This is a genomic window from Hallella bergensis DSM 17361 (assembly GCF_000160535.1).
GTDB classification, from domain to species: Bacteria; Bacteroidota; Bacteroidia; order Bacteroidales; family Bacteroidaceae; genus Prevotella; species Prevotella bergensis.
This window is the reverse complement of the sequence record NZ_GG704781.1, coordinates 927,907-948,795: the sequence shown is the minus strand read 5'-3', so window position 1 is coordinate 948,795 and position 20,889 is coordinate 927,907. Positions and strand designations below refer to the sequence as shown.

At 48.1% G+C, this 20,889-nt stretch carries 9 protein-coding genes; all 9 read left to right on the top strand.

Annotation, left to right across the window (positions count from 1 at the left end):
* Positions 1-83 precede the first annotated feature (83 nt).
* The 9 genes from HMPREF0645_RS07765 (at position 84) to HMPREF0645_RS07725 (ending at position 20,874) form a co-directional block, all read left to right on the top strand.
* Positions 84-4,058: a hybrid sensor histidine kinase/response regulator transcription factor gene (locus tag HMPREF0645_RS07765; RefSeq protein ID WP_007174398.1), complete on the top strand. Its 3,975-nt coding sequence runs from the start codon at positions 84-86 to the stop codon at positions 4,056-4,058.
* Between the two features lie 157 nt (positions 4,059-4,215).
* Entirely contained in the window at positions 4,216-5,760 is a 1,545-nt protein-coding gene (locus HMPREF0645_RS07760) for a sulfatase family protein (protein WP_007174397.1), read from the top strand.
* 241 nt (positions 5,761-6,001) lie between these two features.
* Positions 6,002-9,145, top strand: coding sequence for a SusC/RagA family TonB-linked outer membrane protein (locus tag HMPREF0645_RS07755; protein WP_419185643.1), 3,144 nt, complete (start codon positions 6,002-6,004; stop codon positions 9,143-9,145).
* 14 nt (positions 9,146-9,159) lie between these two features.
* Complete coding sequence (locus HMPREF0645_RS07750; RefSeq protein ID WP_007174395.1) at positions 9,160-10,872, top strand: RagB/SusD family nutrient uptake outer membrane protein; 1,713 nt, start codon at positions 9,160-9,162, stop codon at positions 10,870-10,872.
* Between the two features lie 175 nt (positions 10,873-11,047).
* Positions 11,048-12,976: a heparinase II/III family protein gene (locus HMPREF0645_RS07745; RefSeq protein WP_044123379.1), complete on the top strand. Its 1,929-nt coding sequence runs from the start codon at positions 11,048-11,050 to the stop codon at positions 12,974-12,976.
* Between the two features lie 115 nt (positions 12,977-13,091).
* On the top strand, positions 13,092-14,309 hold the full coding sequence (locus HMPREF0645_RS07740) for a glycoside hydrolase family 88 protein (RefSeq protein ID WP_044123469.1): 1,218 nt from the start codon (positions 13,092-13,094) through the stop codon (positions 14,307-14,309).
* Between the two features lie 197 nt (positions 14,310-14,506).
* Positions 14,507-15,733: an anaerobic sulfatase-maturation protein gene (locus tag HMPREF0645_RS07735; protein WP_044123378.1), complete on the top strand. Its 1,227-nt coding sequence runs from the start codon at positions 14,507-14,509 to the stop codon at positions 15,731-15,733.
* A gap of 211 nt (positions 15,734-15,944) precedes the next feature.
* Positions 15,945-19,112, top strand: a complete 3,168-nt coding sequence (locus HMPREF0645_RS07730) for a SusC/RagA family TonB-linked outer membrane protein (protein ID WP_007174390.1) — start codon at positions 15,945-15,947, stop codon at positions 19,110-19,112.
* Between the two features lie 25 nt (positions 19,113-19,137).
* Positions 19,138-20,874, top strand: a complete 1,737-nt coding sequence (locus HMPREF0645_RS07725; RefSeq protein ID WP_007174389.1) for a RagB/SusD family nutrient uptake outer membrane protein — start codon at positions 19,138-19,140, stop codon at positions 20,872-20,874.
* Positions 20,875-20,889: the final 15 nt, after the last annotated feature.

Below are 20,889 nucleotides of genomic sequence, written 5' to 3'. Positions count from 1 at the left end.
AACAAATGTAGATGCGATATAGGTTATTTTTATTGTTTTTACTGTTGAGTTGGCGTCCACTTCTTGCCATCCAGTTCAGACATATGGACAGTAAGGACGGGCTGTCCCAGTTGTCTGTCATGTCCATCCACCAAGACAAGCTGGGACGCATGTGGTTCGGAACTGAAGAGGGTATCAATATCTTTGACGGAAACAGTATTATTTCGTACAAGACGATCGGCAGTGGAGCCGACAATATCATAACCGATGTACACGCTATAACCGACGACACAGATGGTAATGTGTATTTCATATCCAACCAATCGATTGTGCGTTACGACCTGGCGCAGCAGACCTTCAACTTCCTGATCAAAGACGGAGTCTATGCCCTGCGTGGTGCAGGAAATACATTGTATGTGGGCAGAAACAATTTGGTGTTGAGTATGAACACTGACGGCTCTTCGCAGAAAACCATGTGCAGGTTGCCAACTGGAAGAAATGTCACATTTGTTAAAATTGATTCCAAGGGTCGCATGTGGGTCGGTTCATCCCGTGGACTCTATTGCCGTAGCCAGCGGGGAGCACTGCAGGAGATTATAGCCGGGTGTGAGGTCTATGAGGTATTTGAGGATTCGAGACACAATATATGGGTCTCGACGCGCAACAATGGTTGCTTTCTGATTAAACCCGAAGGAGGAATCACCAATTTCCTTGCTCAGGATCGAGATGCCTGGCAGGCATTTTACAATTTTTCGGAGGCGGAAGCCATGACCAGCACAAACATTGCAGGCAACATGGTGCGTGGTATCAATGAGGACAAGCAGGGTAATCTTTGGCTGGGAACCTTTATGGGCCTTAACAAATACGATTACCGCACAGGTCTCTTCACGGTTTATGCTCACACCAACAACCCCTACAGCCTGAGTCATTCTTCGGTTTTCCCGATATACAGGGACAAGAACGGAACGATGTGGGTGGGAACCTATTTCGGCGGGGTGAACCATTTCAACCCCGATACCGATCTGTTTACCTTCTATTCTGCCGATGTGAACCGCAGCGACTGTCTGAGCTATCCGTTTGTGGGACACATGACCGAGGACAGCAAGGGAAATCTGTGGATATGCACCGAGGGTGGGGGACTGAATCGGCTCGACAGGAATACCGGCAAGATTACCCACTATATGCGCGGAAGAGGTGCCAACAAGATTGTACACAATAACCTGAAAACCATCGTCTACGACCCGCGCAGAAACAAGCTTTACATTGGTACGCACACGGGTGGTCTGACTTTTTTTGATATCGACAGTGAGCAGTTTCATAATGTTTGGACGCTACATCCGGAATATCGGGCCCGCTTTGGTGATCAGATTTTTGACATGCACCTCATGGGCAACACCCTTATCTTTACCACGCCTCAAGGTATTTGGAAAGTCAATGTGGAGACCGACAAGGTAGAACCTCTGTTTCCGTCGGGCAAAAGATACGGCAACTCGTCCTTTCACGTAGACCATCGGGGCTATATCTGGATTGTGGCCGATACGGGTGTGTACAGGATAAAACTCACCGATGAGCGTGACTTGCGTTTCTATAAGAATGGAACCAAGGGGCTTAGTCCATTTTATGTGACAGACATTAATCAAGACAGCCAAAACAACATCTATTTGGTGACTCGTGGAGGGGGCATGGCCAGATATGAGGCCGACCGCGACTCGTTCACCGTGATGAATGTGGAAAACAGCGGACTTGTCAGCAATTTCTGCTACGAGATATGCCCGGGGAAGGACTTCCTGCTCATCAATTCGGACAGGGGCATAAGCCTTTTCAACCCGACAAGCAAGACCATACGCAACATAGAATTGTCTCCCGATTTCCCGCTGACAGGTTTCCACCGTGGATGCGGCATGACGGTTTGTCGTGACGGCAAGGTGTTTGTAGGTGGAACAAATGGCCTTGTATCTTTCTACACAGACAACATTAAAGATATAAAGGCAGATTACAACTTGTATGTTTCGCGGCTTTTTGTCAACAACAAGGAGGTCTTTCCCGGTGACGACACTGGCGTGCTGAGCACGGCAGCCTATCACACTGAGCGCATAGACTTGGCGCACAACCAGAATGACCTTTCCATTACCTTTGCCTCCAGCGAATATGTAGGGAACTACCGCAGTCCTGTCTACGAATATATGTTGGAGGGGTATGACGACCGATGGGTGCAAACCACCGGGCATCGCATTTCCTATACGCAAATAGTGCCCGGAACCTACACCCTCATTATCCGTGAGAAAGTCCGGGATAACGAAGCTTCGCAACACGAGGTTCGCATGAAAGTAGTGGTTCATCCGCCCTTTTACAAAACGTGGTTTGCCTATTTCGTTTACCTGATGATTTTCCTCGGGATCCTATATTACATCTACCGCTTCAAGCGCTCACAGATTTTGCTGCGCACTTCCTTGGAGATGGAGAAAAAAGACAAGAAGAATATCGAGGAACTGAACAAGGCCAAGTTGAGATTCTTTACAAGTATCTCGCACGAATTCAGGACACCGCTGACGCTGCTCATCACCAAACTTGATGCCATCATCGAGGAAATTACGCCGGGATCTGTGCTCTACAAGCAGTTCAAGGGACTGAGACGGCATGCCAACCACCTAATGGAGCTGATCAACGAACTGCTTGATTTCAGAAAGATGGAGCAGGGCTATACCCAGCTCGAAGTGGCCGAACACGACATGGTGGCGTTTGCCGGCGCGATTGGTGAAGGATTCTCAAAGTATGCAGAAAGCTGTAATCAGAAATTTGTGTTCACATCTTCCGAACCGTCCGTCATGTGTTGGTTTGATGCCAGACAGATGGAGAAAGTGTTTTATAATCTCTTGTCCAACGCGTTCAAGTATGTTGAAAAAGATAAGGGCATCGTGGAGTTGCAGGTAACAAGCGATGAACAGCATGTACTGATTAAGGTGATGGACAACGGTATCGGCATTCATCAGGACGAATTGGAAAATATTTTTGACCGTTTCTATCAGGCCGGCGGAGCGAAGAGTGGCGTTAGTTCCATAACAGGCACTGGCATTGGCTTGGCATTGGTCAAGGAAATAGTGGAACGACATCATGGCTCTATCCGTGTAGAAAGTTCTCCCGGCTATGGTTCTGTGTTTATCGTGACGTTGCCGAAGAACAAGGAGGCCTTTGCCGAGGACGAGCTGGCCGACAGCCAGGAGAACTTGGAGATACCGCGCACGATGATTGCAGAGCCTTCAGAAGGGATAGAGGCAGATATTGATACCGATATTGACGAGGTCATCGACTCTCCCGAGGATGCACAATACACGATTCTGTTGGTCGAAGACAATGAAGACTTGTTGATGTCGCTTCGCAAACTTTTTGCCAAGACATGTCGCGTGTTGCTTGCCCGTGACGGACGCGAGGGGTTGGATTTGGTGAGGAAAGAACTGCCCGATTTGGTGGTGAGTGATGTGATGATGCCACGAATGAGCGGAACGGAGATGTGCAAACACATTAAGGATGACCTTGCCGTGTCTCATATTCCAGTGGTTTTACTCACGGCAATGGGGTCGGTGGAAAATACCATCGCAGGCTTAAAATGCGGTGCGGATGATTATATTCCCAAGCCGTTCGATTCTAAACTACTCGTCATTCGCTGCAACAATCTCATCAGGTCGCGTAATTTATTGCGCAAGAAAATCAGGGAAGAAGACCGGATGGAAACCGAATTGCTGGCAACAACTCCGCTCGATCGCAACTTCCTCAAGCGTTGCAACGAATATATCGAGAAGAATTTGGCTAACTCGGAGTTCTCTATAGACAGCATGGCCAAGGAGTTGGCTATGGGTCGTAGCAGTTTCTTCAACAAATTCAAGGGACTCACCGGAATGACGCCCAATGACTATGTACAGGGATATCGGCTGAAGCTTTCGGCAACATGGTTAAGGCAGAATTCCGACCTGCAGATATCCGACATTGCCTACAGACTCGGATTTAGTTCTCCGCGTTATTTCTCCCACTGCTTCAAGGCGAAGTATGGAGTAACGCCAAAAGCGTATAGAAAGGGGAGTTAACTCCCCTTTTCCTTGTTAAATCTTTTCGATAGGATTATATTGTACATTCTTTGTACAAAGATGGCATATGCCTGACGTTTTTCTTTCCTACTTTTGCAATAGTGAACCCTCCATTTCAGGAGGAGTGTTTAGTTACTAATTCTAATGTATGTCATCAATGAAGAGACCTTTTCAAATTCTTGCCGCTGGGTTGACAATGGTGCCACAGATGGGCCTTGCACAATCTGCGGATCAGCGTTCGAACTCCGCGCCGAACGTAGTTTATGTGTTTCCCGACCAGTTTCGTAATTTTGCCATGGGATTCTGGAGCCGTCCGGAATACCAGGGGATGCTGCGTACCGCAGGCGATCCCGTGCATACACCTAATATTGACCGCTTTGCCGAAGAATCGGTGGTGCTTACTTCGGCCATGAGTAACTGCCCACTGAGTAGCCCTCATCGTGGCTCGCTGATGACGGGTATGTATCCCAACAAGAGCGGTGTGCCCCTCAACTGTAACTCGAGTCGCCCGCTGAGCAGTCTGCGCGACGATGCCGAGTGTCTGAGCGACGTGATGAGCAAGGCGGGTTACGACTGCGCCTACATTGGCAAGTTGCATGCTCACACTCCGCTGCGCAACGACCCTGACCGTCCCGGACAATATGTGGAAGATCGTGTGCCGGCATGGGATGCCTATACCCCAGCTGAACAGCGGCACGGTTTCAACTATTGGTATTCTTACGGAACGTTCGACGTGCATAAAGATCCGCACTATTGGGATACTGACGGCAAGAAACATGAACCCAAGGAATGGTCGCCCATACACGAGGCTGAAAAGGCCGTGGATTATATTCAGAACAAAGACAATGTGCGCGATGCATCGAAGCCTTTCTTTATTATGGTGGGCATGAACCCTCCACACAGTCCGTACCGTTCGTTGGAAGATTGCATGGAAGAAGATTTTGTACTTTACAAGGACAAGTCTTTGGAAAGCCTTCTCGTCCGCCCCAATGCCAATCATAGGATGGATAAGGCGGAATCGGCCCGCTATTATTTCGCTTCTGTCAGTGGTGTGGACCGTGCTTTTGGCATGATATTGCAAGCGCTCAAAGATGCCGGGCTGGACAAGAACACTATTGTAGTGTTCACGTCGGACCACGGAGAAACAATGTGCAGCCAGAATACCGACGACCCTAAGAACTCGCCATACGCAGAGTCGATGAACGTACCTTTCATCGTTCGTTATCCTGGAAAGATGTCTCACCGCGTGGATAACCTGCTTTTGTCCTCTCCCGATATCATGCCCACACTCCTCGGAATGGTTGGTCTGCATCAGCAGATACCTTCGGAAGTGCAGGGTACCGACTATTCCGCATTGTTCTTTGACAAGAACGCTAAGATAAAAAGACCGGAAGGGGCACTCTATCTTCAGAATGTGGACGGAGAGAAGAATACAGATGGCAAGGTGATATCTTATTTTCCCAAGGCTCGGGGCATCAAGACGGCCGACTATACATTGGCACTTTATATTGACAAGAACCATAAGCTGAAGGAGGCAAAGTTGTTTGATGACAAGAACGATCCGTACCAAATGCGCAACCTTCCGCTGGAAAAGAACAAAAAAATTGTTGCAAAACTCTGCAAGCAAATGGGGCAACTTCTGAAAGAGATAGACGATCCGTGGTACACAGAGCGTATCTTGCCCAATCTTGTTCAATATTGATATAAGCGATTAGCATGGCAAGTGACAGTTTCTTGCCATGCTAAAAAGCTTTTTAATATGCTAAAATGACACTTGGATGATTTATGCTATACAAATGGACAAAAGTGGTATGTGTATAAATCTTATCGATACTATATTTGCAAAGAATAAGTAAACCATCAACCTGTTATACCTATAATATAAACAAAAACCTAACAATTAAACAATGGAAACTTTTAGCAGTAATCAACATTTCAAAAGGATGTTTATAGGGACAGCGATGTCTCTGACATCCATTGTGTTTTTTGCAGGAGTATCCGTGGGATACGCTGCTCCGCCTGCTGCGATTTCTGAAATTGCGCAGGAGTCCATTACCTTAACCGGGACGGTCTCTGATTCTCGTGAAGCTTTAATCGGTGTTACCGTTATCGAAGAGGGAACAAGCAATGGTGTTGTTACCGATTTGGACGGTAAATTCACAATTAAGGTATCTTCCCCTCAATCAGTACTTGTGTTTTCCAGTATTGGATACATAACACAAAAGATTAAAGTAGGCTCTCAGCGTAGTATTCATGTTACCATGCAAGAGAATAGCCGCTCGTTGAACGAAGTCGTTGTTGTGGGTTACGGTACTCAAAAGAAGGTCAATATGACCGGTTCGGTTTCTTCCATCGATGTTTCGGAACTGACAGAGAGCCGTCCTATCACCAATGTTTCGCAAGCTTTGGCAGGTATGGCCGCCGGAGTATCAGTAAAATCAAATAACAACCAGCCGGGTAATGACAATGCTTCTATCTTGGTTCGTGGTCAGGGCACGTTGAACTCTTCTGCCCCTTTGGTTATCATTGATGGTTCGGAGGCAGGTATCAACACAGTAAATCCACAGGATATCGAGTCTGTGTCTGTGCTGAAGGATGCTGCTTCTGCCGCCATTTACGGTTCGCGTGCTGCCAATGGTGTTATCTTGATTACGACCAAAAGCGGTAAGGCAGGCAAAATCAAGGTGGATTACAACGGCTATGTTTCTTTCGAGTCCATTCGTAAGACTCTGACTCCCGTTTCAAATTATGCTGACTACATGGAGCTTATCAACGAAGGCTATATCAACAGTGGCCAGAAAGCTCAGTTCACCGATGATGTTATCAAGGAGTGGAGAGACGATGCCGGTCGTAATCCTTTGAAGTATCCTAATACGGACTGGATAGACGAAACCTTCAAGAGTGCAGTGTCTACCAATCATGTAGCCTCTGTTTCCGGTGGTTCCGACAAGATACGCTTCTACGGTTCATTCGGTTATCTCAACAATCCTGGTGTTATGGCCAATGCCGGCTTCACCAAATACAACGGACGTTTGAATCTTGACGTCGACGTAGCCAAGTGGCTTAATCTGGGCATGCAAATCAGTGGATATGTTTCTGACATGGAGCCGGGAGCTCATGAGATAGACAATGTCTTTACATATACGTCTGCCACAACGCCGGGTATGGTTTTCAAAGCCCCCGATGGCAGATACGGTGCCATGAACAACGGCCAGGATGCTTCCCAGTCTGCCAACAATAACCCATATATCCGAGCTTACCAATGGGCTGGGGAAAATCGCAAGAACAATTTTCATCCACGCTTCCTGGCAACCATCAAGCCGATGAAGGGCTTGTCTTTGGCGCTCAGCTACTCATACGAGTTGTTGGATCAGACTATCAGTCGCAAGCCGGTATTCCTTGACGGATGGAACTTCCAGACAGAAATGCAGACCTATACCAATAAAAAAAGAACAACCTTCTATAATTATAATGGTAAAACCGAGCGTTATTTCAACGATGCGGTGCTGCGTTATGAGAACCGACTCTTTAAGGACAATCTGACCTATAACGTCATGTTAGGTGGTAGTCAGGAGTTGTATCGTTTCAAAGATTTCAATGTCAGCAAGCAGGATATGATAGACCTGAGCATGGATGCGCTCGACGGTGCTACCGGTCAGGCCAATGCAGGAGGCAGCAAGACAGAATGGGCCATGCGCTCCTACTTCGGCCGTCTCAACTTGAACTGGCAAGACAAATACCTCTTCGAGTTCAACCTTCGTGCTGATGGGTCTTCCCGTTTCAGTTCCAACAAGCGTTGGGGTTATTTCCCCTCTGCATCAGCTGCATGGCGTATAGATCAGGAACACTTTATGGAGGGAGCCTTCAACAATAATCTGAGCAATCTGAAGCTGCGTCTCTCATACGGTTCGTTGGGTAACAACGCCGTGGGCAACTACGATTCCCAGTCGTTGTACACCAGCAACAAGAACGCCTACAACTATGTTCTTGGTAACAGTATGGTTACCGGATTGGCACAGAAAGCCCTGGCCAACTCCTTGTTGACATGGGAGACCACCAAGGTGTTTGATATTGGTTTCGACTTCGGATTCTTCAACAACCGCTTCACCGGTACATTCGATTACTTCAACAAGCGCACGGTAGACATCTTGATTAATCTTCCTGCCCCAGCGGTTCATGGCATCACCTCATTGCCTAAGACCAACAGTGCCACAGTGACCAACAGTGGTTTCGAGTTCTCATTGGGCTGGCAAGACAAGATACAAGATTTCACTTACGGTGCAACCGCTAACTTTACCCATGTTACCAACAAGGTAAACAAATTCAAGGGTAAGGACAAGGGCGGCATGGCCATCAGCAATGCAAACCTCATTTGGGAGGGCCACAGCATCAATTCCCAATACCTGCTGCGTGTAGATCGTCTTTTGCAGACCGATGAAGATATGAAGCTTGTTCAGCAGATGATAGACAATGCTCCTCTGGATGAAAATGGCAAGAAGGTCAATCCGTTTGCAGCCTTTGGAACTCCCGAGAAGGGCGACCTGCTCTATAAGGACGTCAATAATGACGGTGTCATTGACAATACCGATAAGGAAATTGTAAGTGACGGTCCCAATCCCAAGTTCTTGATGGGTCTGAACCTCAATGCCGCATGGCGTGGTTTCGACTTCTCTGTATTGTTGCAGGGTTCCTTTGGTGCTAAAATGTTCTGGCGCAACATGGCCTACAACACTCCCACCGTGCGTATCGGTTATCAGATCAACAAGGAGGTTGCCGACGGCCGATGGTACGAGGGGCGCACTGATGCCACCTATCCACGCCTGTTGCAATATCAGGATAGCAGGAACACCAATCTGAGTGATTTCTACTTGGAAGACTTGAGTTTCGTCAAGATACGCAATATCCAGCTGGGCTACACCTTACCCAAATCCTTGACGGGCAAGGTCGGAATAGAGCGTGTCCGCTTCTACGGGAGCTTGGAAAACTTCTTTACCTTTACCGATTACAAGGGCTTCGATCCCGAGGTCAGCGGTATGGCTTACCCATCTATGAAGCAAGCGGTTCTCGGTATTAATGTATCATTCTAATAAAAGCAATCCAAATGAAAAAGAAATATATAATAGCATCGTTGGCTGTCATGACAATGTCCCTTACCGGGTGTTACGACCTTGATCGTGTGCCGGCAGATCAAATCAGCGATAGCAAGTTCTATAAGAACGAAGACCATGCCAAGGCAGCCCTGATGGCTGTTTACAGCAATATGAAATATGATGATGTGTTCGGCCTGCAGTTTGCAATGGACGGACTGGGCGGCATATCCATGGGTTATGACCCACCCTCGTACCAGATTTTCCAGCGTGGTAGGTATGATGTCAAAGATGGCAAGGTACTTAACAAGTGGCGCTATCTCTATGAAGGCATCGCGCGTGCCAACAACGTGCTGCAGAATATCGACAAATGTGATATGGCCGATGCACTGAAAGCGCAGTATAAGGGAGAAGCCAAGTTCTTGCGTGCGCTCTATTATTTCACCTTGATGGACTTCTTTGGCGGAGTTCCTATCTATGATGAGAGTGTGGTCGTGGCCGAAAGCTACAGCGAGATGAAGGCTCCGCGCAACACCGTTGATCAGGTCAGGGACTTTGTGCTCAAGGACTTGACAGAGGCTGTAAATGCCCTGCCCGAGTCGTGGGGAAAGACCGATTACGGGCGTGCCACCAAGTATGCTGCCATTGCCCTGCAAGGCAAGGTGTATCTCTACAACCGCCAATACGACAAGGCCGCCGAATGTTTCAAGACGATTGTGGACAGCAAGCAGTTTGCACTCTATGATGACTATGCCGACCTCTTCAAGCCGGGTGGTGACGAGAGTTCCGAGATGATATTTGCCATCCAGAACATGGGTGGGGTAGGGACCGACCAAGGCATGCCCATGTGTTTCTATATGGGTTCACGTGCATCTTTCGGAAGCTGTTGGAACAATGTCATGGTGTCTACCAGTTTCGTAGACGAATATGAATGTAAGGACGGGAAGCCCTTCGATTGGGAAGCCTGGTTCCCTGGCATTACCACTAACGACGAAAAGAAGGCCAATACGTTCCGTGCTACTTTGGATAAGAAGACAGGCTTGGTGAACAAATATCCCGCAGGAAAGGAAAAGCTGCTGGAAATGTACAAGCAGCGCGACCCGCGTATGGCTGCCAGCATTATCCTTCCTTATACCTCTTATATAGGCTGGTTTAAGAACCAAACCTCACCTTGCGAATATGTCATTGCGAAGGGTGTGGTAGACGGCAAGGGTTATATCCGTGTGAACCAAGGCTATGAAACCTATCTGTGGCGCAAGTTTGTTCCGGAGAGCAATATGGGTGGGGCTATCAACAACCGTGCCCACACGCCCATCAACTTCCCGTTGATTCGCTATGCCGATGTTTTGCTGATGTTGGCAGAGTGTGAGAACGAGCTTGGTCATCAGGCCGCTGCTGTGGAACTGATCAATCAGGTGCGTGCCCGCAAAAGCGTGAACATGCCCGGTATTAACAGTGGTCCCGAATGGCTGAAAGCCACGACCAAGGAAGAGGTGTTTGCACGCATACGCCACGAACGTGCCGTTGAGTTGGCCGGCGAGGGGCATAGCTTCAGCGACATGAAGCGGTGGAAACTTCTCGAAGAACTCAATGGAAGGGCAGAGAAAGACATGACGGGCAAGAAGCGCTACGAGCGTGTTGTCACCGCCCGCGATTACCTCTGGCCTATTCCTGCTGACGAAATTGAGAAGAATGCTGAGCTGAAACAGAATCCCGGGTGGGGATAATCTCTGTTTGATGTGAAGTAGGTTAATGCTCTTTGTTGGCGTATAACGTTCGGAGTACGGGCGTACTCCGAACGTTATACGAATGTATTGCGAACGTGGTACACCTGTACTGCGGGCGCAATACGCCGACAGAGAGACTTATTGATATGAAATGGGACATAAAAACGCTAAAACAATGAAAAGACATCTTGTTACAATCGGTCTGCTCCTTGCGACCCTCATACCCTTGCAGGCCTATGAGGCGCGCAATCTCTTGCAGAAGGCCGCCACAGAGAACGAAGTGCGCCAATCTTTGGTGATGGATCAAAAGTGGATTCCTTATCCTTCCTATACCGACAGGGCAGGGTGGGACAAGTTTTTTGGAGAATACAAAGATGCCATTATCAAGACGGGCGAAGGCTATTTGGATTACCATTGGCGTGTGGTTCGTGCTACAGACTATTTGGAATACGAGAAGTCGGGCAGCCGTGATATCATGCAGGTGCCTAACAACAAGAATGTGCAGGCATTCAGCTCCATGCTGGTTGCCGAGTTGGCAGAGGGCAAGGGGCGTTTTGTTAACGACCTGATGAATGGCATATTCTTTTTTAGCGAAATGTCTTCCTGGGCGGAGTCGGCTCATCTCATGGCTTATCAGAAGACCAAAAGAGCCCTTCCCGACCACCGAGAGCACATTTTGGAGCTGCATCAAGGTGGTATGGCGCAAATGCTCTCGTGGACCTATTATTTTCTTAAAGACCGATTCGATGCCATCGACCCTATCATTGCCAAGCGGTTGCGCCACGAACTTCAGGTAAGAGAGCTCGACCCTTATTTGCAACGCACCGACTTTTGGTGGATGGCCACCAACTATAAGCCGGGCATGATGATTAACAACTGGAATCCCTGGTGCAATGCCAATGCCTTGTTCTGCTTCATGCTTTTGGAGAACAATCGCGACACGCTGACACGGGCTGTATGCAAGTCGATGCAGTCGGTAGACCAGTTCCTAAACTTTGTCAAGAGTGACGGAGCCTGCGAGGAGGGACCGTCCTACTGGGGGCATGCCGCAGGAAAGCTCTACGACTATCTCTCGGCTCTGTCAATGATAACGGGTGGGAAGGTCAACCTCTTTCATCATCCGCAAGTCAAGGCCATGGGCGAGTATATCGCAAATTCGTATATCGGCGATGAGTGGGTGGTCAATTTCGCCGATGCTTCCGCCCGTGCAGGCGAGGTAAACACCGCACTGATTTATCGTTATGGAGCGGCCGTAAATTCTCAGCCCATGAAATCCATGGCGGTGATGCGTGAGAAGAAACATCCTTCCCGAATTCCCACCAACTGGATGGACCTCTATTTAAGGCTCGAAGACCTGCGTACCCGGTCGCAACTCACACAGGAACAACCGCCATTCACACCGCCGACTTTCGTTTGGTATCCCGAAACCGAATTTTGCTATATGCGCCAAGGCGATGCTTTCTTTGCGACCAAGGGCGGTTTCAACAACGAGAGCCACAACCACAACGACGTGGGAACCTTTATTCTCGCGTTCAACAACATACCCGTTATGATAGATGCTGGTGTGGGCACCTATACGCGCAAAACATTCAGCAGCGAACGTTACACCATCTGGACGATGCAGAGCGACTACCACAACCTGCCCATGATCAATGGTGTGCCCCAGCGTTTTGGTTCTCAATACAAGTCGTCTGACGCGAGGGCAGACCGCAGGAAGCAAACTTTCTCTGCCAATATCGCTACGGCATATCCGGCCGAGGCCGAAGTGGAGAAATGGGTGAGAGCCTACCGGCTTGGGAAAAACAAGCTCACGGTAACTGATGACTTTGTGCTGAAGGCAGCCAAGGCACCCAACAAGGTGAACTTCTTGACTTGGGGCGACGTAGATATTTCTGCCAAGGGACTGGTGAAAATTGATGTCAAGGGTGTGAAAGCACAACTCAACTATGATGCCGGGCTCTTCGAACCCTCCATTGAGGAGATCGAGCAGACGGATGTGCGGCTCTCGAAAGTGTGGGGCAAGAAGATTTACCGCATCACACTCACAGCTAAGAACACCGTTAAGAGTGGACGATACCAATACGACATCAAGGCTGTGAAGTAATCGGTACACGCAACGGTTATATGATATTTCATGAATTTATCCATATTATCAACATAGCAATTTTAAGATTATGAATATGAAGAAAAAGATTCTGACACTATTTTTCCTGTCTTCCATGACAGCTGTTATGGCTCAGCCTGCGTGCGACGGCCACCTGTTGGAAACCAAGAAGGCGATTGAAAATGCCAGCGTACAGCTTAAAAATGAGCTGAACGTCATTGAGCGTAGTGGCAAACTCCTGAACCCCGTTACCCTTACCAAGGATAACAAGGTGTTTTATTGCGATTATGAGGACTGGCGCAGTGGGTTCTTTCCCGGCAGCCTGTGGTATATGTATGAACTTACCGGCGACGATTTTTGGGCTAAGAAGGCGACAGTTTTCACCAAGTCTATTGAGCAGGCCAAGACCTTGACCTGGCACCACGACATTGGTTTTATCATCGACTGCAGCTACGGCAACCAGATGAGGCTTTATCCCGAGGGCTACACCGAGGGCAGGGAAGCCATGATAGAAGCTGCCAAGTCGCTCGCCACGAGGTTCCGTCCAACGGTGGGTATTATCCAGTCGTGGAATGTGGACAGAGGGTGGCAGTCGCAGCGAGGATGGGAGTGCCCGGTTATCATTGACAATATGATGAACCTTGAATTGCTTTTCAAGGCTACTGAGCTTACCCGCGACTCCTTATATTATAAGGTGGCCGTAAGTCATGCCGACCGCACGCTGAAAGAACAGTTTCGTCCCGATGGCAGTTGCTACCACGTGGTGGACTACAGTTTGAAAGACGGACATGTGCGTCATCGTCATACAGCACAGGGTTATGCCCACGAGTCGATTTGGAGTCGTGGTCAGGCATGGGCTATCTATGGTTATACCATGTGCTTTCGATACACGCGTGACCAGCGCTATTTGGATCAGGCCATCAAGACTTTCAAGATGATGAAGAATCATCCTGCCATGCCTGCCGACGCCATACCCTATTGGGATATGAGCACCCCGAAGATTCCTAATGAGCCGCGTGATGTGTCGTCTGCTTCGTGTATCGCCTCAGCCCTCTACGAGTTGTGTACTTACGATCTTCAGAACTCAAACGAGTACAAAGCTTATGCTGATAAAATCATGACCAGCCTCGCCTCTCCCGCATATACGGCAAAGCAGGGTGAGAATGGCAACTTCATTTTGATGCACTCTGTAGGAAGCATACCTCACAACAACGAGATAGACAAGCCCCTCAATTATGCCGATTATTATTATTTGGAGGCTTTGGTGAGAAAGGCAAATCTGGAACTCTATTTCCAGAAAATGTTGAACTGTGGAAAGAAGTGCGGACATTAGGACATACTCCATCTTTCTGCAAGGTATGAACCAGTTCATACCTTGCAGAAGGGAAAACAACAAAAATAATGGAAGCCAAAAGTATCGGATTTAAAGATATTTTTCATATATTTGTACCACGATAGAAGATAAGTGAGTTTCAAATCCTTGCACGTTAATTTCCTCATATTGAATCATTATTTTAAATCATAGATCCAATGAGTACAATAGCACCATTTTCACGTCCTTTGTATATCATGTTGAAGCCAGTTGGTGCACATTGCAACATGGCGTGTGACTATTGTTACTATTTGGAAAAATCAATGCTTTATGCTCAGGTTCCGCGTCATGTCATGTCGGAGGAACTGTTAGAACGATTCACGAAGGAATACATCGAGTCGCAAACCATGAATCAAGTGCTCTTCACGTGGCACGGCGGAGAGACCATGATGCGGCCAGTTTCTTTCTACCGGAAGGCTATTGAATTTCAAAAGCGTTATGCCAACGGCCGGCAGATCGACAATGTGATACAGACCAATGGCACCTTGCTGACCGACGAGTGGTGCGAGTTTCTGAAAGAAAACCGATGGCTCGTGGGCATTTCGATTGACGGACCCCAGGAGTTTCACGACGAATATAGAAGCACGCGGACGGGAAAGCCCACGTGGACGAAAGTGATGCAGGGCATCCGACTGCTGAAGAAACATGGCGTGGAATGGAACGCTATGGCCGTTGTGAATGATTTCAATGCTGACTACCCTCTGGAATTTTACAACTTCTTCAAAGAAAACGGATGTACTTATTTGCAATTTGCCCCGATTGTTGAGAGGTTGGTCGAGCATGCCGACGGCAGGCATTTGGCTCATATGAAAGACGGTGCCGATGCTCCTCTTGCCGATTTCTCGGTCACAGCCGAGCAATGGGGGACGTTTCTTTGTAGCATATTTGACGAATGGGTAAGGCACGATGTGGGAAAAACCTACGTACAACTTTTCGATGCCACATTGGCCAACTGGGTTGGAGTTGCGCCGGGGGTGTGTATTTTGGCAAAGGAGTGTGGGCATGCCGGTGTGATGGAATTTAACGGTGACATATATTCATGCGACCATTTTGTTTTCCCCGAATACAAGCTCGGCAATATCTATCAACAATCTATCATAGAAATGCTTTATGGAGAGCAGCAGTCGCGGTTCAGTATGCTGAAACACCAATCACTCCCCCGACAGTGCAAGGAGTGTGAGTTTGAATTTGCATGTCACGGCGAGTGCCCCAAGAATCGGTTTATCAACGACCGTTATGGGAATGCCGGCCTTAATTATCTGTGCAAAGGCTATCTGAAATACTTCAGGCATGTGGCTCCTTACATGGACTTTATGAAGAAGGAATATCAAAACCAACGTCCGCCGGCTAATGTGATGGATGCCGTCAGAAACGGTATGCTATAACTGTAATCAATGACGTGCAATGTTTTGAAGTTGCTTGTTTTAAGTAATGGTCTTTGTACAAAAATGGCATCAATTCGTACAATTTAGTCCATTTTTCCTAAAACTTTAAGTTACTTTTGCATTAACAACCTATCATTGCTGTAATTGCAGCAACCTAAAAGAAAATTTAATCCTAATAAATATGTGTAAATCAAATCTTGGAATATTAAACATGAGGAACGTTCTCGTGTTTTTGATGCTTTGGATTTTTTCAGTGACCGCATTCGCCCAATCTGTGGTGAAAGGTGTTGTAAAAGATGAAACCGGTGAACCTATGATTGGTGTTACTGTAACGGTGAAGAATACAACCACTGGAACAATTACAGGCTTGGACGGTTCGTTTTCGGTAGATGTTAAGACCAAAGAAGCAACCTTAACATTTACGTATGTTGGTTTTGAGGAATTAGAAAAAAAGGTAACGGCGGGTGAAAATGTCTCCGTTGTTATGAAAGAAGACAACAAACTACTCAACGAAGTAGTTGTGGTGGGTTACCAGGAGGTGCGCAAGCGCGACCTTACCGGGGCGGTTGCTAAGGCCGACATGAAAGAGTTGCTCAGCACGCCGGTAAGTTCTTTCGACCAGACTTTGGGTGGACGTATTGCCGGTGTGAATGTTAGTTCGGGCGAAGGTGTGCCGGGATCAAAGATGAATATTGTGATCCGTGGTAACAACTCCCTGACGCAAGACAACTCCCCGCTTTATGTGGTCGATGGTTTCCCCGTGGAAGATCCATCCATTGCAAGCAGTATCAACCCTTCGGACATTGCATCAGTGGACGTGCTCAAAGATGCGTCAGCATCGGCCATATACGGTGCACGTGGTGCCAATGGTGTGATTATCATCACGACCAAGAGTGGCCAGGCTGGCAAACCCAAGGTGCAATATGACGGTAGCATAGGCTGGCAGACTATCACACGCAAGATTCCGATGATGGACGCGTATCAGTTTGTGAGCCTCCAGAACGAGATGTACCCTGATAAAGCAGCCGACACTTACCTTGCAAACTACGAGAATAAACAATGGACGTTGGACGATTATCGCAACATCAAGCAGTACAACTGGCAGGATATGATCTTCCAGACGGCTCCCATACAGAGCCATAGCGTGAGCATTAATGGTGGCGACAAAGGCGTGAGATACAATGCTTCGCTGTCATACTTCGACCAAGATGGTATTGTGATCAACTCCAACTACAACCGTACGCAGGGGCGTTTGGGCACAACGATTGACAAAAACAAGCTCAAGGTGAGCCTGAATGTAAACTATTCACAGACCAACCAAATGGGTGCGTCGCCATCGCAAGCGTCTTATTCGGGTATGAACAACCTCTTTTACAGTGTGTGGGGCTATCGTCCTGTCACTCAACCGGGCCTGCCGCTGACATCACTGTTGGAGAATGCCACCGATGAGGATGTGAATAATTCTAATGACTACCGCTTCAACCCCTATATGTCGCTCAACAATGAGTATAACAAGCGAAACAACACATACATACAGTTCAACGGATTTCTGCAATATGAAATCATGAAAGGACTGAGACTGAAGGTTTCGGGCGGATATACGGACGCTCGTTGGAACTTGGACAACTTTAATAATTCCAAGACACGCTACGGCGGAAAGACATCCAACGATAAGGTGAACGCACAAGTGACACGCTACAAACGTGCCACATGGTTGAACGAAAACACCCTGACTTACCAGACAAACCTGAAGAAACAGCACTATTTCAATACGCTGTTGGGTTTCTCTCTTCAGAATTCTGACTACGAATACTACCAGTTCAAGACCATCAACATTCCCAATGAGAATCTTGGAATGGCTGGCATGAGCCAAGGTACACCCACCCGCACCAATTCTGCGGCATCGAGTTGGTCGATGATGTCCTTCTTTGGTACGTTCAACTACAACTACAAATCCAAATATTATGCTACGTTCACCATGCGTGCTGACGGAAGCTCCAAGTTTAGGGGCAAGAACCGTTTCGGCTATTTCCCATCGGGAGCGTTGGCATGGAGCTTCACTGAAGAAAAGTTTTGGAGTCCCCTCCGCAACGTGATGAGCAACGGTAAGCTGCGTTTGAGCTGGGGTTTGACGGGTAACAACCGCGTGGGCGAGTATGACACATACGGCATTTACGACCTGCTGAAAGATACAAGGGGTAACCTCAGTTCCATGGGTGCAATCCCAAGCGGTGTATATCCATACAACAATGATGACAAGAATGTGGGTATGGTGCCTGTCTCCATTCCCAACAAAGACCTCAAATGGGAGACTACGGAGCAGTGGAACTTGGGTCTTGACCTCAGCTTCCTGCACGAGCGTATCAACATGACGCTTGATTTGTACAGCAAATCCACTCGCGACCTGCTCCTCATGGCCAGCCTTGTACCGTCATCGGGATTCAGCAGCGCGATGAAAAACATTGGAAAGGTTAGAAACCAAGGTGTAGAGTTCTCGCTTAACACAGTGAACGTGAAGACCAAGAAGTTTGAGTGGACGAGCAATTTCAACATTGCCTTCAATAAGAACAAGGTGATGGGCTTGGCCGAAAACCAAAATGCTCTGCTCAGTTCAGCACAGTTCGACCAGAACTTCAACACCCAAACCAGCTACATTGCTAAGGTAGGCTACTCTATGGGAGCTATGTTTGGCTATATTTATGATGGCACCTATAAGTACGAAGACTTCAACAAGTCGGGTAATTCGTATACGCTGAAAGCCAATGTGCCGCACTTTGCCTCTGAGAGCAACACCCAACCGGGTATGCCTAAGTACCGTGACATCAACGGCGATGGTGTTGTTAACGACGAAGACCGTACCATGATCGGCAATGGTCTGCCTATCCACACAGGAGGATTTACCAACACTTTCACCTACGATGGATTTGACATGAGCTTCTTTTTCCAGTGGTCTTACGGCAACGACATCCTCAATGCCAACCGCCTTATGTTTGAAGGCTCGTGGAACAAGGCTCGCGAACTGAACCAATATGCCAGCTATGCTGACCGGTGGACGGAGGCTAATCCTACCAGCGACATTCCCCGGGCAACGACTTCAAGTTCCAATCGCGTGTTCTCCACGCGTGTTATTGAGGATGGATCATTCTTGAGACTTAAGACCTTGACATTGGGTTACACCCTGCCGAAGAGCTTGACAAACCGCTGGGGCATAGACAAACTACGTCTGTATCTTGCCGGACAAAACCTGCTCACATTCTCGGACTACTATGGCTACGACCCTGAGGTTTCCATACGGGACGGCGCTTTGACTCCCGGACTTGACTTCTCGGCCTATCCGCGTGCCCGCAGTTTCAGTTTTGGCGTAAATCTTTCATTCTAAATCATCCATTCAAATTGAACCAGATATGAAATACATTAAATCAATTATATTGGCCATGGCTATGGCAGTTGGGCTCGGCTCGTGCGATTTCCTCGACAAAGAGCCGACAAACACCACATCAGGCAATTATTTTAACGATGAAGCAGAGACCGAATCTTTCCTTCGGGGAGTCTATGCTATACTGACGCAGCCGTCGTTTTACGGTAATGAGTATTACTATCTTGTGGGTGGCGACGACCTCGAGGCATACGGTGGCGCAGGACGCGCACCCAGCAAGTCGGGATTAATTTGCAACAATGCCATCACCAGCGACCCGTCGGTATATTCCTTTTGGTACACACTCTATTCCGGTATCAACCGTGCCAATATCTTCTTGGAAGAGATAGGTAACGTGTCAAAGATGAATGAAACCAACCGCCAGACCTACACGGCAGAGGCGCGTTTCTTGCGTGCATTCTATTATTTCAACTTAGTACAGTGCTGGGGCGATGTGCCTTTCCGCACACATTCCACCCAATCCGTGGTTGGGCTTGACCAAGAACGCACACCGAAAGCTGAGATCTACGACTTCATTTGCAAGGAAATGGAAGAATCCTCGGCCAACCTTGTTAAGGCTTCTGATATTTCTTACAGACCCGGCAGGGTGACTCGGGAAACGGCTTGGGGCATTCTTGCGAGGGTGTATATGTTCCGGGCGGGCGAGCATTATCGTGACAAGACGTCGCCGGACGAGGCTAAAATCAAGGAGTACTTCAAGCAAGCCTCTCTCTTTGCGTCCAAAGTGAAAGATGAGGGTGGCTTTGGTCTTGCCCCCAACTATTGGGATTTCTTCATCGATCAGTGCGCCAACCGCTACAACTCCACAGCCAACGAGAGTATGTGGGAGGCTGAATTCACCGGAAACTACGCCACCGATACCCGTACGGAGGGACGCGTGGGCAACATTATAGGCATTCAGGCACCCGACCTTTCGAGCAAAACAGAACTTACCGGCAAGGCCGATCCGGGATTTGGCTACTGCTTCTTCTGGAGCACTCCAAAACTCTACGAGTTATACGTTGCTAACGGAGACACCAAGCGTATGAACTGGAGCATCGCACCATTCACCTACACCGAGTCTGCAAAGGGCAAGGGAGTGGACGGACGTCTCTTCGAAAAGGGTAAGTTAGCCGAGGTGAAGGGTCAATATTATGACCAGTCTTTCTCTTATGGCGACACCGACTCCAGGGCCAAAAAGGGCGACCGGGAGAAAACCAACGAGACCAAGGAATATGACCTGGCGTGCGGAAAGTGGCGTCGTGAGTACGAGGCTGATAAGAAGAGCAAGAACTTTACTTCTATCAACTTCCCGATCCTGCGCTATGCTGACGTGCTCCTGATGATTGCCGAATGTGAGAATGAGGTGAACAATGGACCCACGGCGAAGGCCTACGAATGTATCAACGCTGTGCGTAAGCGTGCTGGTATCGAGTTGTTGGAAGACGGAATGACCAAAGATGAGTTCCGCCAGGCTGTCAAAGACGAACGTGCCATGGAGTTATGCTTCGAAATGACGCGACGCTTTGACCTGATCAGATGGGGAGAATTGGTGAAGAACATGAATGAGCTGGCACCACGTGCACAAAATGGTACCAACTGGAAGTTTGGCCCCAGCAACGTGTACACCTACTACCAAATTTCCGATGCATACAACTATTTCCCCATCCCGGCTAATGAGATTGCTGTCAATGCACTCATCCATAAGAACAATCCGGGCTGGTAATAACGAACTGTCTAA

Bases quoted from the DNA above. Each gene is read 5' to 3' on its own strand.
- HMPREF0645_RS07735 (WP_044123378.1), top strand. From the start codon at position 14,507: ATGAGTACAATAGCACCATTTTCACGTCCTTTGTATATCATGTTGAAG.
- HMPREF0645_RS07740 (WP_044123469.1), top strand. From the start codon at position 13,092: ATGACAGCTGTTATGGCTCAGCCTGCGTGCGACGGCCACCTGTTGGAA.
- HMPREF0645_RS07750 (WP_007174395.1), top strand. From the start codon at position 9,160: ATGAAAAAGAAATATATAATAGCATCGTTGGCTGTCATGACAATGTCC.
- HMPREF0645_RS07730 (WP_007174390.1), top strand. From the start codon at position 15,945: ATGAGGAACGTTCTCGTGTTTTTGATGCTTTGGATTTTTTCAGTGACC.
- HMPREF0645_RS07755 (WP_419185643.1), top strand. From the start codon at position 6,002: ATGTTTATAGGGACAGCGATGTCTCTGACATCCATTGTGTTTTTTGCA.
- HMPREF0645_RS07745 (WP_044123379.1), top strand. From the start codon at position 11,048: ATGAAAAGACATCTTGTTACAATCGGTCTGCTCCTTGCGACCCTCATA.
- HMPREF0645_RS07725 (WP_007174389.1), top strand. From the start codon at position 19,138: ATGAAATACATTAAATCAATTATATTGGCCATGGCTATGGCAGTTGGG.
- HMPREF0645_RS07760 (WP_007174397.1), top strand. From the start codon at position 4,216: ATGAAGAGACCTTTTCAAATTCTTGCCGCTGGGTTGACAATGGTGCCA.
- HMPREF0645_RS07765 (WP_007174398.1), top strand. From the start codon at position 84: ATGGACAGTAAGGACGGGCTGTCCCAGTTGTCTGTCATGTCCATCCAC.